At 71.2% G+C, this 14,009-nt stretch carries 15 protein-coding genes; 9 read left to right on the forward strand and 6 right to left on the reverse strand.

Annotated elements, in window-relative coordinates; all coding sequences use genetic code 11:
• Positions 1–114 precede the first annotated feature (114 nt).
• A complete protein-coding gene (locus AB0B28_RS16950) occupies positions 115–588 on the forward strand; it encodes a hypothetical protein (RefSeq protein ID WP_360121799.1) in 474 nt (157 codons plus the stop codon).
• The gene (locus AB0B28_RS16955) at positions 585–1,436 is read left to right on the forward strand and encodes a serine hydrolase (protein ID WP_360121801.1); all 852 of its coding nucleotides are present in this window, start codon (positions 585–587) and stop codon (positions 1,434–1,436) included. The genes AB0B28_RS16950 and AB0B28_RS16955 overlap by 4 nt, the downstream gene beginning before the upstream one ends.
• Here AB0B28_RS16955 and AB0B28_RS16960 read toward each other — a convergent pair.
• Positions 1,430–1,729: a LysR family transcriptional regulator gene (locus tag AB0B28_RS16960; protein ID WP_360121968.1), complete on the reverse strand. Its 300-nt coding sequence runs from the start codon at positions 1,727–1,729 to the stop codon at positions 1,430–1,432. The genes AB0B28_RS16955 and AB0B28_RS16960 overlap by 7 nt on opposite strands.
• Before the next feature lie 92 nt (positions 1,730–1,821).
• On the opposite strand from AB0B28_RS16960, the gene AB0B28_RS16965 reads away from it, so the two are divergent.
• Together AB0B28_RS16965 and AB0B28_RS16970 are read left to right on the forward strand one after the other, a co-directional pair.
• On the forward strand, positions 1,822–2,766 hold the full coding sequence (locus AB0B28_RS16965; protein WP_360121803.1) for an MBL fold metallo-hydrolase: 945 nt from the start codon (positions 1,822–1,824) through the stop codon (positions 2,764–2,766).
• Positions 2,756–3,589, forward strand: a complete 834-nt coding sequence (locus AB0B28_RS16970; protein WP_360121805.1) for an MBL fold metallo-hydrolase — start codon at positions 2,756–2,758, stop codon at positions 3,587–3,589. The genes AB0B28_RS16965 and AB0B28_RS16970 overlap by 11 nt, the downstream gene beginning before the upstream one ends.
• A gap of 1 nt (position 3,590) precedes the next feature.
• On the opposite strand, the gene AB0B28_RS16975 is transcribed toward AB0B28_RS16970, so the two are convergent.
• Complete coding sequence (locus tag AB0B28_RS16975; protein WP_360121807.1) at positions 3,591–4,196, reverse strand: response regulator transcription factor; 606 nt, start codon at positions 4,194–4,196, stop codon at positions 3,591–3,593.
• Positions 4,193–5,404 (reverse strand): histidine kinase, encoded by a 1,212-nt coding sequence (locus AB0B28_RS16980; protein ID WP_360121808.1) that lies wholly within the window; start codon positions 5,402–5,404, stop codon positions 4,193–4,195. Before AB0B28_RS16980 ends, AB0B28_RS16975 begins: the two co-directional genes overlap by 4 nt.
• Before the next feature lie 122 nt (positions 5,405–5,526).
• Between AB0B28_RS16980 and AB0B28_RS16985 the strand changes: the two genes are divergently transcribed.
• From AB0B28_RS16985 to AB0B28_RS17000, 4 genes are all read left to right on the forward strand, one after another.
• The gene (locus tag AB0B28_RS16985; RefSeq protein ID WP_360121810.1) at positions 5,527–6,441 is read left to right on the forward strand and encodes an ABC transporter ATP-binding protein; all 915 of its coding nucleotides are present in this window, start codon (positions 5,527–5,529) and stop codon (positions 6,439–6,441) included.
• The gene (locus AB0B28_RS16990; protein ID WP_360121812.1) at positions 6,438–7,166 is read left to right on the forward strand and encodes an ABC transporter permease; all 729 of its coding nucleotides are present in this window, start codon (positions 6,438–6,440) and stop codon (positions 7,164–7,166) included. The genes AB0B28_RS16985 and AB0B28_RS16990 overlap by 4 nt, the downstream gene beginning before the upstream one ends.
• A gap of 243 nt (positions 7,167–7,409) precedes the next feature.
• Positions 7,410–7,958 carry a DinB family protein gene (locus AB0B28_RS16995; RefSeq protein ID WP_360121814.1) on the forward strand — a complete coding sequence of 183 codons (549 nt, stop codon included), beginning with the start codon at positions 7,410–7,412 and terminating at the stop codon, positions 7,956–7,958.
• 198 nt (positions 7,959–8,156) lie between these two features.
• Entirely contained in the window at positions 8,157–9,380 is a 1,224-nt protein-coding gene (locus AB0B28_RS17000) for a sulfotransferase (RefSeq protein ID WP_360121816.1), read from the forward strand.
• Here AB0B28_RS17000 and AB0B28_RS17005 read toward each other — a convergent pair.
• Complete coding sequence (locus tag AB0B28_RS17005) at positions 9,358–10,476, reverse strand: crosslink repair DNA glycosylase YcaQ family protein (protein ID WP_360121818.1); 1,119 nt, start codon at positions 10,474–10,476, stop codon at positions 9,358–9,360. The two genes, AB0B28_RS17000 and AB0B28_RS17005, sit on opposite strands and share 23 nt — an antisense overlap.
• 110 nt (positions 10,477–10,586) lie before the next feature.
• On the opposite strand from AB0B28_RS17005, the gene AB0B28_RS17010 reads away from it, so the two are divergent.
• Positions 10,587–11,012 carry a DoxX family protein gene (locus AB0B28_RS17010; protein WP_360121820.1) on the forward strand — a complete coding sequence of 142 codons (426 nt, stop codon included), beginning with the start codon at positions 10,587–10,589 and terminating at the stop codon, positions 11,010–11,012.
• Positions 11,013–11,107: 95 nt separating this feature from the next.
• Here AB0B28_RS17010 and AB0B28_RS17015 read toward each other — a convergent pair whose 3' ends face one another.
• Both AB0B28_RS17015 and AB0B28_RS17020 read right to left on the reverse strand, forming a co-directional pair.
• Positions 11,108–12,469 (reverse strand): HtaA domain-containing protein, encoded by a 1,362-nt coding sequence (locus AB0B28_RS17015; RefSeq protein ID WP_360121822.1) that lies wholly within the window; start codon positions 12,467–12,469, stop codon positions 11,108–11,110.
• Between the two features lie 68 nt (positions 12,470–12,537).
• The gene (locus AB0B28_RS17020) at positions 12,538–13,893 is read right to left on the reverse strand and encodes an HtaA domain-containing protein (protein WP_360121824.1); all 1,356 of its coding nucleotides are present in this window, start codon (positions 13,891–13,893) and stop codon (positions 12,538–12,540) included.
• Between the last annotated feature and the right edge of the window lie 116 nt (positions 13,894–14,009).

A 14,009-nucleotide genomic window follows, 5' to 3' on the forward strand; every position in this document is an offset into this window, starting at 1 on the left:
CCCCATTTCAGCTACCGTTGCGAGCCCCGACCGAAGGAGCCCGCCATCACCGCACCGATCCCGCCCTGCGAAGTCCTGCTCATCGGCGGCCGCTCGGGCGTCGGCAAGTCCTCCGTGGCCTACGAAGTCGCGAACCTCCTGCGCCAGAGCGAGATCGCTCACGCGTTCATCGAAGGGGACTTCCTCGACCACGTGCACCCCGCCCCCGAGGGCGACCCGCACCGGACGCAGATCACCGCCCGGAACCTCGCCGCCGTCTGGGCCAACTACCGCGAGGTCGGGCAGCGCCGCCTCGTGTACTGCAACACCGTCGCCGTCCTCGAAGCCGACATGATCACCGGCGCGATGGGCGGCCCCGTGACCGCGGTCGGGGCCCTGCTCACCGCCACCGACGCCACCGCCACGGCGCGCCTGGGCGCCCGCGAGACCGGGTCCGAACTCGAATCGCACCTCGAGCGCAGCGCCAGAGCCGCCGAGTTCCTCGACCGGAAGACCCCCGACTGGGTCCACCGGGTCGCCACCGACGACCGCACCGTCCGCGAGGTCGCCGAGGACGTCCTCGCCCGCACCACTTGGACCGGGGCATGATCGAGGAGTACTTCGAACCGCTCGGGGCCAGAGGATTCGCGCACATCCGGGACCTCTCGGACGGGCGCGGCATCGGCGTCGGAGCGGACGAGGCGGTCATCCTCGTCTCCGTCGTCAAGCTGTTCATCGCATGGGAGTTCCGGACGCAGGTCGAGGAAGGCCTCATCGACCCGCGCACGCCCGTCAAGGTCACCGCCGCCGACCGGCTCGGCGGGACCGGGACCGCCGGGTTCAGGTACGACGCCGAAGTGGCCGTGTGGGACCTCGCGCGCCTGATGATGGAGGTCTCCGACAGCACCGCCGCCGACCTCGTCGCCTCGCGGATCGGCATCGGGGCGCTGCGGAGCCTGCCGAGTCGGCTGGGCCTGGAGCGGACCCGGCTCTTCGGGCCGCCGCGCACCGTCCTCGAAGCGGTCGCCCGCGACCTCGACGTCTCCGACCTCGAAGCCCTCGCCCACGTGCTCGCCTCCGGCTCGGTCTCCAACGCCGAACTGCGCGCCACCTCCGCGTGGGACCCCATGCGCACCAACGTGTCCACACCCGCCGACCTCACCGCGTTCCTGCGCCACGCGTGGCACGGGCCCGCCCCGGTCGCCGCCGACCTCCGCGAATGGATGTCCCGCCAGCTCACCGGCAGGCTCTCGCGCCTGGCCCCCAGCGAAGTCGAGGTCTTCGGGCGCACCGCCTCCCTGCCCGGCTGGCGGGGCGAGGTCGCGGTCTGGGAGTGGCCCGACGGGCGCAGGCACGCGATCGCCGTGTTCGCGCAGTTCACCCGCGACAACGCGCGCGAAGTCGAACTCGCGATGAGCCGCGCCGCACTCGCGCTGACCGAGCGGCTCGGTCAGTAGATCTCGGTCCACGGTCGCGGCGGGTCGACCGGGTCGGCCGCCGCCGCGCGCAGCACCAGGGTCCGCATCCTTTGATGCTGCTTGAGCAGACCCGGGGCCTCCCGCATGAGCACGTGCCCGGCGGGCGTGAGCTGCACCTGGCCGCCGGTGCGGTCGAACAGGTCCGCGCCGAGTTCCTTCTCCAGGCGGCGGATGCGCTGGCTCAGCGGCGGCTGCTCCATGCCGAGGCGCTCGGCGGCCCGGCCGAAGTGACGTTCTTCACCTACCGCCAGGAAACACTCCAAGTGCCGCATGATGTCCACGCGGCAACGATATCAACGCCCGTATCACCCGATGCGCGTGTTGATATTGGACAGCCCGGCCCGGCCGGGCTTGACTGTGCCGCATGACCAGAACCGACGACTCCACACCCGCCGTGCGCCGCCGCGGCCTGCTCAAGGGCACCGGCGTGGCCGCCGTGGCCGCAGCCGCCACCGGCGGCGGCATCGTGGCCGCGCAGGCCGCAGGATCGACCGTGTCGCTGCGCTGGCTCGGCACGAACGCGTGGGAGTTCACCACCGAGACCGCCACAGTGCTCATCGACCCGTGGGTGAGCCGCTTCCCGACCGGCGCCTACACCGAGGACGGCTTCGACCCCGAGACCCGGATCGAGGTGTACGAGGACGTCATCGACGAGCACCTGCCGAAGGCCGACACGATCCTGGTGACGCACGGACACTGGGACCACATCGCCGACGTGCCCTACCTCGCCGAGAAGACCGGCGCGACGGTGCTCGGCACCGAGACCCACCTGAACCTGCTGCGCGCCATGGGCGCCCCTGAAGGCCAGCTCTCGCAGGTCGTGGGCGGCGAGAAGTACCAGTTCGACGGCTACACCGTCGAGGTCTTCCGCTCCTCGCATTCGGCCAGCGGCGAGCACAAGACCATCCTGTTCGGCGGCACCCGCCCCGGAAGCGTCCCCAAGCGCCCCAAGAAGATCAAGGACCTCGTGGAAGGCGGCAGCCTCACGTTCCTGCTCGACTTCGGCGGCGTCTCGTTCTTCAACATCGGTTCGGCGAGCTTCCACGAGCGCGAGATCGCTGGGCTGCGGCCCACGGTCCTGTTCATGCAGCCCGGCGGCGGCTACACGCCCGACTACGTCGAGCGCCTGCTGGAGGCCACCGGCTTCCCGCCGTACGTGGTCGCGACCCACTGGGACGACTTCGACCAGCCCCTGACCGAACCGGCCGTGGTCGGCGCGGACTGGGCCCCGATCCGCGACCGGGTCGCCGCCGCGAGTCCCGACTCCGAATTCCTCGTCATCGACCACCTGGAGCGCCATGACTTCTGAGGTCACCGTCCGCTGGCTGGGCACGAACGCTTGGGAGCTGACCGGGAACGGGGCCACCGTCCTGATCGACCCGTACGTCTCCCGCACCTACACCGGGGCCACGAAGGAGGGCCAGTTCAACCCGGACACGCCGATCACCGTGGACGAGAGCGCGATCGACGAGCACATCGGCGCGGCCGACTCGATCCTCATCACCCACGCGCACTTCGACCACATCGCCGACGTCCCGTACGTCGCCGAGAAGACCGGCGCGACCGTCCTGGGCACCGAGACGCACCTGAACCTCCTGCGCGCCTTGGACACTCCCGAAGGCCAGCTCTCGCAGGTCGGCGGCGGCGAGCTCTACTCGTTCGACGGCTACACCGTGGAGGTCTTCCGCTCCTCGCACGGCGTCTCCGGCAAGCACAAGAACCTGCTGTTCCCGGGCACGCTCCCCGGGCCGGTCCCGGGGCGCCCCAAGACGATCAGGGACCTGGTGGAAGGCGGCAGCCTCGCCTACCTGGTGACCTTCGGGTCGGTGTCGCTGTTCTTCAACGGCACCCCGGCGTTCCACGAGCGCGAGATCGCCGGGCTGCGGCCCACGGTCCTGTTCATGCAGGGCCCCAACCCGCACTACCCGGACTACGAGCCGCGCATGATGGCCGCGACCGGCTACCCGCCGTACGTCATCCCGACGCACTGGGACGACTACGAGGAGCCGCTGACCGACCCGGCGATCGACATGTTCGGCGCCGAGGCGCTCGGGCGGACGCTCGCCGAGGTCAGCCCGGACTCGCAGTACGTGATGCTCGACCATCTGGAGTCGTTCACGATCGAGGCGTGAGTCAGATCCAGCCCTGCTCCCAGGCGTGCTGCGCCGCGGCGTGCCGGGTCTTCTTGTCCAGCTTGCGCATCGCGGTCGACAGGTAGTTGCGCACGGTCCCCGGCGCGAGGTTCAGCTCGGCGGCGAGTTCCTCGACGGTCCCGCCGCGCCGGGCCGCCCGGAGCAGTTCGAGCTCGCGTTCGGTCAGCGGCGACCGGTCCTCGGTGAGGGCCGTCGCCGCGATCTCGGGGTCGATGTAGCGCTTCCCGGCGGCGATGTCGCGGATGATCTGCGCGAGGCGCTCGGCCGGGGTGGTCTTCGGGACGAACCCGGAGACGCCCGCGGCCAGCGCGCGGCGCAGCACCCCGGGCCGGGCGTGCCGGGTGACCAGCATCAGCTTGACGCCGGGGGTGCGCTCGCGGATGCGCTCGGCCGCCCACAGGCCGTCGTGCGGGGGCATCTCCAGGTCGAGCACCGCGATGTCGGGGAGCCGCGAGGCGGCCAGGTCGACCGCGTCGGCCCCGTTGTCGGCCTGCGCGATCACGGTGAGGTCGGCTTCGAGGCCGAGCAGGACCGCGAGCGCTTCGCGCACCAGCGTCTCGTCGTCGGCGACCAGGAGCCGGATCATCGGCGCACCGCCCGCCTGGGCCGGGGCCCGATCCGCAGGGGCCGCAGCGGCTGCATCGGCGCCGGTGCCTTCGGCAGTGTTCCCTTGAGGACGAACCGGTCGCCGTCGTGCTCGTGCTCGACCTTCCCGCCCGCCTCGCCGAAGCGCTCGACGAGCATCGAGAGGCCGTGCCCGCCGTCGGTCGGCTCGGGCGCGCCGTTGTTGGTGACCGTGACGGTGATCTGGGCGTCGACCTCCACGATGGACACGTTCGCGGCGGTCGGCTCGGCGTGCCGGATCAGGTTCGTGGTGGCCTCGCGCACGAGCAGTCCGAGGAGCTTCTCGGTGTCGGCGTCGAGCGTCGGGGCCTCGTCCGGGACGGTCGCCTGCACCCCGGCGGACTTGAGAATCCTCGCCGCGGAGTCGATCTCGTCGGTCAGCGCGACCTTGCGGTACCCGCCCACGACCTCCCGCGTGTCCTTCAGCGCGGTGCGGGCGAGCTCTTCGACCGCGTGGATCTCCTCGGCGGCGCGTCCCGGGTCCCGGTCGAGCAGCCGCCTGGCGACCTGCGCCTTCAACGTGATCGCCTGGAGGTTCCCGCCCTGGATGTCGTGCAGCTCGCCCGCGAACCGCAGCCGCTCCTCGGCCACGGCGAGTTTCGCGGCCAGGCCGCGGGCCTCCTCGAGGTCAAGGGCCACTTGGTAGTGCCACAACTGGCACACCGGGGTGGCCGCGACCACCGCCACTAGGACCATCGCCATGAGCACCGATTCGCGCGCCATCAGCCCGGCCGAGGCCAGCACCGCCACGAGCGCGACGGCGCACGCCGACCCGGTCATCAGGGCCCGCGCCCGTTTTCCGCGCGGCGCCCACAGGGTGACCTCGGCGACCAGGAGTCCGGCCGGAGCCGCCCACGCGTCGCCGATCTGGTGCGTGCTCGCTTCGACGGCCGCTCCGGCCACCAGCAGCGCCGCGCCCAGGCCCCAGAAGATCCGCCGCCGCCACATCCCCTCCCCGTGCCAGTGCAGCGCCAGCGCCGAGGTGCAGAACACCACCGACCCGACCACCGCTCCGGCCGCGAGCGGCAGCACCGTGGGGTCCATGTCCGACGACGCGAGAAACGAAGCAGACATGAACAGCGACAACGGGCCCGAGCCGATCAACGTGAAGAACGTATAGCGGCGCAGTCGGCGCAGACCCCGCGCATGGGACTCATCGTCAGAGGACACCCCGAGATTCAATCACCTTCCCTCGATGTGACAACTGTCAGATCGCCCGCACACACCCGTCACCTGGACCGATGCGGTTCCGGCACTACCGGGCGACCCCCGCTGGGCCGCAAGCTGGAGCCATGACCAGCACCGGATTCCCCGCCGTCGACGTCCGCGGCATCACCTGCCGCTACGGTCCCTTCACCGCCGTCGACGACGTCTCCTTCGCCGTCATGCCAGGCGAGCTCTTCGCGCTCTTGGGCACCAACGGCGCCGGGAAGACCACCACCATCGAGACCGCGGTGGGCCTGCGTCGGCCCGCCGCGGGCACCGTCGCCGTCCTCGACCGCGACCCGCACCGCCACCGCCGCGACCTCGCCGGGACCGTGGCCGTCATCGGCCAGGAGACCGGCTTCGCCGAGGACCTCACCGCCGCCGAGACCGTGCGACTGTGGACCGACCTGCACCGCCGCCCCTCCCGCACCGAGGCGCTCCTCGAACGCGTCGAACTCGCCCACCGAGGCGCCACCCGCGTCGGGGCGCTCTCCGGCGGCGAGAAGCGCCGCCTCGACCTGGCCCTCGCGCTGGCCACCGAACCGGCCGTGCTCTTCGCCGACGAACCCACCGCAGGATTGGACCCCACCTCGCGCCGCCACACCTGGACGCTCCTGCGCGAGCTCACCGAACGCGGCACCGCCGTCGTCCTCACCACCCACTACCTCGACGAGGCCGCCGAACTGGCCGACCACGTGGCCATCATGGACCGCGGCCGCATCGCCCGCTTCGGCACCGTGGCCGAGATCGCGGCCGGGCACGAAGCGCGCATCACCGCCCGCCCCGAGCCCTTCGACCCGCTCGACCTCCCCGCGCTCACCGGCACCGCGACCACCGCCGACGGGCGGGTCACCGTGCGCACCACCGAACTCCAAGCCGACCTCCACCGCCTCCTCGACTGGGCCGCCGAACGCGGCGTCACGCTCGCCGACCTGCACGCCGGACCCGCCACCCTCGACGAGGTCTTCGCCGAACTCGACCGCCAAGGAGCCCTCCGATGACCGCGTTCACCCTCGCCGCCGCCGAGACCCGGCTGATCCTGCGCGACCGCACCGTCCTGGTCACGGCCGCGGCCCTCCCGCTCGTGTTCGCGATCCTCCTCTCCCGCAGCGGCATGGTCGACCTCGCCGCCTCCACCGGCGCGCTGGCCGCCCTGCAACTGGCGACGCTCCAGATGTTCGGCCTGTTCACCACCGTGACGATGACGCTCACGGCCCGTCGCCAGCAGCGCTACCTCCAGCGGCTGCGCACCTCCCCGGCCTCGACGGCCTCGATCGTGGCGGGGCTGTCGGGCCCGCTGGTCCTGATCGTGCTGGCGCAGACCGCGATCGTGTTCGCCTACCTCGCCTGGGAGAGCGGCGCGGCTCCGGCGCGCGTCGAACTGCTGGTCCTCGCGTTCGCGATCGGCGCCGTCGCGTCCGTGGCGCTCGGCTTCCTCACCGCCTCGTTCACCCGCAGCCCCGAGGCCGCGCAGATCACCGTGCTCCCCGGGCTCCTCGTGCTCATCCTCGGCGCGACCATGGCGATGCTCCCCGAAGGCGGCCCGATGTCGCTGCTGCGCAACGCGATCCCCGGAGCGGGCGCGGCCGCGCTGACGCGGGCGGGTTGGGACGGCGTCGGTGCCGATGCGTTCGGTGCCCTCGTCGCGCCGCTGCTGGGCGCGATCGCGGTCGCCGCCGTCTCGGCCCTGGTGGCCGCGAAGCGGTTCCGTTGGCAGCCGCGCTGACCGATGGTGGGACAGGACCTCGGCTGAACAGGTGAAAAACCCCGTCCGGGCCCGCGTTCCTTGACCGGCCGAAGGCCCCGGTCATAGACTGCAATCGTCTCGGCCGACCGCGAACAATCGTCCTTTCAGGACGAATACTCGCCGAACCGCGCGTCGACTTCGGTGCCCGCTCCCCAGATCCGGGGGAGCGGGCACCGGCCGTTCTCGGTGGATCTTGTGGTGTGCCTTCGATAGGGTGCGGGCATGAACGACGCAGCATTCGTAGACGAGCAGGGCCGCACCGAACCGCCGGTGGCCGCAGGCGAAGCCGACACCCTCATCGGCTTCCTCGACTTCCAGCGCGCGACCTTCGCGTGGAAGACCGCCGGGCTCGACGCCGACGGCCTCGACCGGACCGTCGCCGCCTCCACCATGACCCTCGGCGGCATGATGAAGCACCTCGCGCTCGTCGAGATCAACTGGTTCGCCCACTGGCTCTTCGACCGCCCCGAAGGCGAGCCGTGGGAATCGGTCGACTGGGACGCCGACCGCGACTGGGACTGGAACTCCGCCGCCGACGATACCCCCGAAGAGCTCCGCGCCCTGTGGCAGACCAGCGTCGACACCGCCCGCGCCCTCACCGCCGAAGCCCTCGCCGACGGCGGCCTCGACCGCCTCGCCGCCAACGCCTGGAAGGACGGCCGCCGCGTCAACCTCCGCTGGATCCTCACCCACATGATCGAGGAATACGCCCGCCACAACGGCCACGCCGACCTCATCCGAGAAGCGATAGACGGCCAGACCGGCGAGTGACGCGGATACCGGGATATGAGACGTCACTAAGTGGACTAATCCTATGGAATGAGTGGGGAATACTGGTCGGAGTGGGGCGGATCGCCCAGAGGGAATGAAGGCGACTGCGAGGGCTTTTCGGATTGAAACAACTGCGCTACGGTACGTAGGACTTTCGTTCAGATCGGCGTCCATTGCCGACGGTGAGAGGACCCCTTCATGCGCCGCACCACCGCCCGCCTCCGATTCGTGAACATGCTGACCGCGCCCGCGGCGCGGGCCCGGCGCGATCCCGACAAGGTCTTCAACCGGTTCCTCGACGCGCAGACGTCCAACCTGGACGGAGCGGTGCTGACCGAGGAGGACGAGCGCTCGATCGAGCACCTGCGCGTCCTGCTGCACCGCATCGCCTCCGTCGAGACCCTGTCGGGAGTCGGCTGGCTGTCGGCGCACGACATGGTCAAGGTCCGGCTGAACAACCTGTTCCACGTGCGCAGGCTCCAGGCCCGGTACCCGGAGGTGAAGCAGGAGCGGATCGAGGCCCCGGTCTTCGTCATCGGACTGCCGCGCACCGCGACCACGCTGACCCACAAGATCCTCGCGAACGCCCAGGGCGGGAGGGGGCCGTACATGTGGGAGATGGACAACATCGGGCTCCAGCGGACCGAGGACGAGGAGGACCGGCTGCGGCGCCAGACCCAGCACCGGCTCGACCAGATCCTCACCCTGAGCCCCTCGTGGGGCCGCATCCACCCCGTGCGCGCCGACTGGGTCGAGGAGGTCTACTTCCTGCTCAACCAGAGCCGCATGCACAACACCATGGCCCCGATGCCCGACTACCTCGACTTCCTGCGCACCTACGACGCGCGCCCCGACTACCGCTTCGTGCGCGACGCGCTCCAGATCCTCCAGTACCGCAGGCCCTCGCCGCGGTGGATGCTCAAGCACCCCGACTGCCTCGCCGAGACCGCCGCGATCCACGACGTGTTCCCCGACGCGAAGTTCGTGTGGACCCACCGCGACCCGCACACCGTCATGGGCTCGATGTGCTCGATGGCCGAATCCCTCGCCTACCTGCACAACCACCCCAAGAGCGTCGACCCGCACGAGATCGGCCGCACCTGGCTCCAGGTCCTGCCCGACATGATCGAGCGGGCCCGCCGCGAACGCATCCGCATGCCCCGCGAGGCCACCGTGGACGTGGCCTACCACGCGATGATGGCCGACCCGTTCACCTACGTGCCCGGCCTGTTCGAACAGCTCGACCTCAAATGGACCGACGCCGACGAACGCAACCTCGAAGAGTCGCTCAACCGGCCCCGCGACCAGCGCGGCCACGAGTACTCGATGGTCCACTACGGCCTCGACCCGGCCATGATCGACGACGCGTTCGGCGACTACGGCCTGTTCGTGGACAACCTCAACGCCACCGGCAGGCACTGACCCATAAGGCCACCTCCAGCGAGGTGAGCTCGACCCCGCGGAAGGCCGCGAGCCGCTCGGCCTCGACCGTCACCGCCTTCCGCAGGGCCGCGTCGAACTCGCGCCACGGCTCGACCGCGACCGTGAACCGCTTCCCGGACTTGCGCGGCCGCCACAACCCGGCCACCTCGCCGTCGGCGACCACCGCACCGGGCCTGCCGAGCACCGGCCACAGCGCCTTGGCCTTCGTCTCGTCCTCCACCAGCGTGGCCCGGTCCCGCGCCTGGAGGAACAGGTCGTACGGGCCCACCAGTCGCGTGCCCGACGCCTCGGCCGACCGCAGCGCCTCCTCGTCGGCGGCCAGCATCCATCGCGGCTCGCCGTCCACTTCGACCTCCACCGCGTCCTCGGGCCAGTGCGCCTTGACCTCCTTCACCGGCGCGTCGATGTACTCGGCCACGGCCTTGAACGTGGTCGGGCCGCACAGGTGCAGGTACGCGCGCACCGGATCGAGGCGGTCGGGATACTTCTCTTCCCGCTCGAACCCGGGGATCGGCCGCAGCACCGGCGGCGAGGTCTTCGGCTCCAGCTCCAGCCCGGCTCGCACCGCCGCCAGGCGGAACGGCTGCTCGTAGGTGTGGATCGCGTTGCAGGGGCGGCAGAACCGCAAGAAAGGCTCCGGCAGTGCCGCGCTCAATCGCGACGACATCTCGCCCTTGACCATCGGCTCCGCGACGATCTCGCCCATGTGCGACGCCACGGTGTCCAGCGCCTCCAGGATCGGGATCCCCGCGGCCTTCAACGGCCTCGCCGCGTCGAAGATCCGCTTCGCGGCATCGGCGTCCGACCACGGCGCGACCGCCGCGGCCACCGCGCCCACGTCGGACCGCGGGTAGCAGTGCGGCGCGCCCCGCAGCGACCACAGCCACACCAGGTCGGCTTCGATGTCCAGCGCCTTGACGTCGACGCCGCGCACGGCGAGCGCCCACAGCGCCCCGTCGGGCCCGGTGTCCTGCACCCCGAGAGCGAGGACGGCGGTGTCGGCGAGGCTCCCGCGCTCGCGGTCGAGCTGCTGGACGTGCATGCGGTAGCGGTTGACGCGGTTGCGATCGATCATCACTCCAACCTATCGAGCCCCACCGACATCGGGGCCGGGCGGCGATGAATCCCCGCGCCGGGCCTCGTCCTACCTGTACAAGCCCACTGCCTCACTGAAAGGGCGAGCCCATGAGCCTCAACGACAGCACTGCTCCCGCCACCACCGAGCGCGTTCGAGGACGCGCCCTCAACGTCGTCCTGTGGGTCCTCCAGGTCCTGCTCGCGGTGTTCCTCATCGTCGCCTCCGCCGGGCCGAAACTCATCGGCCACGAGTCGGCGGCCGTGGGCTTCGACCTCATCGGCTGGGGCGATTGGTTCATGTACGCCATCGGCGCCCTCGAACTGGCCGGCGGCGTCGGCCTGCTCGTCCCGCGCCTGGCGGGCCTGGCCGCGATCGGCCTGAGCCTGCTCATGATCGGCGCGGCGATCTTCAACGCCACCGTGCTCGACTACCCCGTCGCCACCCCGCTGATCCTGCTGGTGCTCTTCGTGTTCATCGCGTGGGGCCGCTGGTACCAGACCAAGCGCCTCTTCTCCAGCGGGCTCAGAGGCTGAGCGCGAACGACGGAGGGCCGGTGGCGATGCCACCGGCCCTCCGTTTGCGGGCCGACCTCGGTTGCAGGCTCGGGCGGCCCTATGGGGAGAGATTGCTAAGCGCTCGCGCCGAGGGAGCGGCGGCGGGCGAGGATCATGACGGCCGCGCCGCCGACCAGCAGCGCCGCGGCGGCGGCGAGCACGATCGTGAGCGGGGAACCGGTCACGGGCAGCTTCGGGGTGCCCGCGCCGCCACCGGCGGCGTCGTCGTCGCCACCGTTCGAGCCGCCGTTGTTCCCGCCGGGGTTGCCGGTGGGCTCGCAGGTCGTGTCGGGCGCACCGGCGAGGTCCACGGTGAAGCTCACCGCGTCGACCTCGGTGCCCTCGGTGTAGAAGCCGCCGAAGAAGTCCACCCCGTCGGCCGCGACCGTGGCGGCAGCGCCGCTCACGGCGATCTGGCCGCCGCTGATCGCGAGCTCGGTGACGGCCACGTTCACGATGAGCGTGTCACCGGAGTACAGCGCCAGGCCGCCGTCGACGCTCGCCACGCGCAGGTCGGCCACGTCGAGGTCGAGCTGGCCTTCGTGGCCGTAGAAGTTCACGCCGCCCGCGAAGGCCGCGTCGAGCGCGCAGGTCTCAGCGGTGAAGGTGCCGGTGGCGTCCGGGAAGTGGTACGTGCCGTCGGCGTTCTCGGTGGCCGGGTCCAGGACGGTGATCTCGCCGTGCGCGATCGGGCCGGTCACGTAGTCGCGGAAGGACTGCTTGACGCCCCAGTCGGCGCTGCCGCCGGTCACGTCGTAGACGGTCTCGGCACCCCCGGTGGGGGTGTCGGTCGGCTCGTCCGTGGTCGGCGGGTCGACCGGGGCCGCTTCGAGGTTCGCAACGATCGACACGGGGTCGAGTTCGGTTCCGGCGGAGTAGAACCCGGCGAACGCGATGGCGCCTTCCTCAGTGAGGACGGCGGGGGCGCCGTCGAGCTGCGCGACGCCGTCCGACACGTCCCACGGCGAGGAGCCGTAGTCGAAGGTGGCGAACGGGACGTTCTCTTCGAGGACGCCGGAGGTGGTCACGTCCACGATGATCGTGCCGGTCTGGCTCGCGTCGTCGGCGGTGAACTCGAAGTTCTCGAACAGCAGGTCGAGCGCGCCGTCGTGGCCGTAGAAGTAGACGCTGCCGTCGGTCGCGGCCGCGTAGGTCCCGGCGTCCAGGTCGGCCGCGCCCTCGGCGCCGCCGAAGGTGAAGCTGCCGTCGCCGTTCTGCGTCGCGCCGCCGCCGAGGGTGATCGAGCCGTGCGCGATCGGGCCGACGATGTAGTTGCGGAAGGACTGCTTGATACCCCAGCTGATCGAGCCGTCGACGATGTCGAACTCGGTGGCGTCCTGGGCCTGGGCGGGAAGCGCGGCGAGCGCGGTGGACGCGCCGACGCCGATGGCGAGCGCGGCGAGGGCCGCGAACCGCTTGCGGGTGGGGGACTTCATGGGTGGTGGTTCTCCTTGTCGGTTCGCGCGCTCGGCGAGCGCGCGGCGGGTGGTGCGGCGCGGCCGCGTCACCCGTTCTCTGCGGGGGTGTCCTCTTCGGAGGCGGTGGGCTCCGAGGTCTCGTCGGCAGGCGGCGCTTCGGCCTCGGCCTGCTGTTTTCTCTTGGCGCGCTGGACGAGGGCCACGATCGCGGCGGCGGCCCCGAGGAGCACGACCAGCGCGGCGGGCACGATCCACACGAGCGGATCGACCCCGTCGTCGGTCGCGGCCGTCGCAGTCGCGGGGTTCTCGGTGCTCGGTTCGGCCTCGACGGGCTCCGAACCGAGGTCGGGGAGCGCGGGGAGGACCGCGTCGGCGGTGAGCGGCACGGCGATCAGGAGCGGGTCCATCGCGTCCCCGGCCTGGTAGTAGCCGCCGAAGACCGGCACGGCCGCTTCGGTGAGCTGCGTGGGGACCTCCTCGGCCACGAGCAGCCCGTCGCGTTCGGCCAGTTCGGCCTCGAACGAGACGAGGTCGACGCGGGCCCCGTCGACCTCGGCCGAGAGCACGCCCTTGCCGCCGGTGGCGGTGATCGCCGGAGCGGTGAGCGTGAGGTCGAGGTCGTTGCCGGTGAACGTGACCGCGCCCTGGTAGGCCAGTTCGTAGTCGGTCGCGGTGGCGGTGCCGGCGCCTTCGGTGAAGCGGAAGACCGCGCCGCCGTCTGCGGCGCCGTCCGCCACGGTCCACTCGCCTTCGGCGATGTTCCCCGAGACGTAGTCGCGCCAGGAGGTGCGCACGCCCCAGTCGAGGACCGCCCCGGCGACCTCGTCGGTCTCGGTCTCGGCTTCGGTCGCCGTCTCCGAGGCGGCCTCGGTCGGCTCGGGAGCCGCGGCCACATCGGCGCTGAAGGACACCGGGTCGAGCGCCTGGCCCGCCTCGTAGTACCCGGCGAAGGCCGCCGCGCCGTTCGCGGTCAACGTGGCCGAGGCCCCCGAGACCGAGATGGTGCCGCCGCTCTCGCTGAGGGACCCGCCGCTGAGCGAGGCCATGTCGGTGCGCGAGCCGTTGACGTAGACGTACAGCGTCCCGGAGGAACCCGAGTACTCCACGGACGGGTTCGCGAAGGTCAGGTCCAGTTCGCCGTCATGGCCCCAGAAGTAGACCCAGCCCTGGTAATCGATGCTCGCCGAGCCGCCCTCGTAGGAACCCGAGGCCGAGTGGAACCGGTACGCGCCGCCGGAGGTGGACGCGCCGTCGCCGGTCTGGATCTCGCCCTTGGCGATCGGGCCGGTGATGTAGGAGCGGAACGACTCCTTGACACCCCAGTCGAGCCGGCCGCCCGACAGGTCCGCGGCGCTCGCGGGTGCGGCCCACAGCAGGAGCGAGGCAGCCACGGCCGCGGCCGTGATCAGCGCTCCGGCCATGCGGGCGATGGCGTGGGGCATGGTGGGGGACCTCCGTATTCAGGTTCAGTGGAGGCAAGGCTAACCTAACTTGTAGGTCGTAAACAAAGGGGGTGCTAAGAATAGTTAGCGAAGCCTAACCTATGCTCGACCGGCCA

Source organism: Glycomyces sp. NPDC046736 (genome assembly GCF_040645615.1).
GTDB lineage: Bacteria > Actinomycetota > Actinomycetes > Mycobacteriales > Micromonosporaceae > Glycomyces.

Coding starts and splice junctions, on each gene's coding strand:
- AB0B28_RS16985 (WP_360121810.1), top strand. CDS start 5,527: ATGACCAGCACCGGATTCCCCGCCGTCGACGTCCGCGGCATCACCTGC.
- AB0B28_RS17015 (WP_360121822.1), bottom strand. CDS start 12,469: ATGAAGTCCCCCACCCGCAAGCGGTTCGCGGCCCTCGCCGCGCTCGCC.
- AB0B28_RS17020 (WP_360121824.1), bottom strand. CDS start 13,893: ATGCCCCACGCCATCGCCCGCATGGCCGGAGCGCTGATCACGGCCGCG.
- AB0B28_RS16995 (WP_360121814.1), top strand. CDS start 7,410: ATGAACGACGCAGCATTCGTAGACGAGCAGGGCCGCACCGAACCGCCG.
- AB0B28_RS17010 (WP_360121820.1), top strand. CDS start 10,587: ATGAGCCTCAACGACAGCACTGCTCCCGCCACCACCGAGCGCGTTCGA.
- AB0B28_RS16990 (WP_360121812.1), top strand. CDS start 6,438: ATGACCGCGTTCACCCTCGCCGCCGCCGAGACCCGGCTGATCCTGCGC.
- AB0B28_RS16960 (WP_360121968.1), bottom strand. CDS start 1,729: ATGCGGCACTTGGAGTGTTTCCTGGCGGTAGGTGAAGAACGTCACTTC.
- AB0B28_RS16975 (WP_360121807.1), bottom strand. CDS start 4,196: ATGATCCGGCTCCTGGTCGCCGACGACGAGACGCTGGTGCGCGAAGCG.
- AB0B28_RS16965 (WP_360121803.1), top strand. CDS start 1,822: ATGACCAGAACCGACGACTCCACACCCGCCGTGCGCCGCCGCGGCCTG.
- AB0B28_RS17005 (WP_360121818.1), bottom strand. CDS start 10,476: ATGATCGATCGCAACCGCGTCAACCGCTACCGCATGCACGTCCAGCAG.
- AB0B28_RS16955 (WP_360121801.1), top strand. CDS start 585: ATGATCGAGGAGTACTTCGAACCGCTCGGGGCCAGAGGATTCGCGCAC.
- AB0B28_RS17000 (WP_360121816.1), top strand. CDS start 8,157: ATGCGCCGCACCACCGCCCGCCTCCGATTCGTGAACATGCTGACCGCG.
- AB0B28_RS16970 (WP_360121805.1), top strand. CDS start 2,756: ATGACTTCTGAGGTCACCGTCCGCTGGCTGGGCACGAACGCTTGGGAG.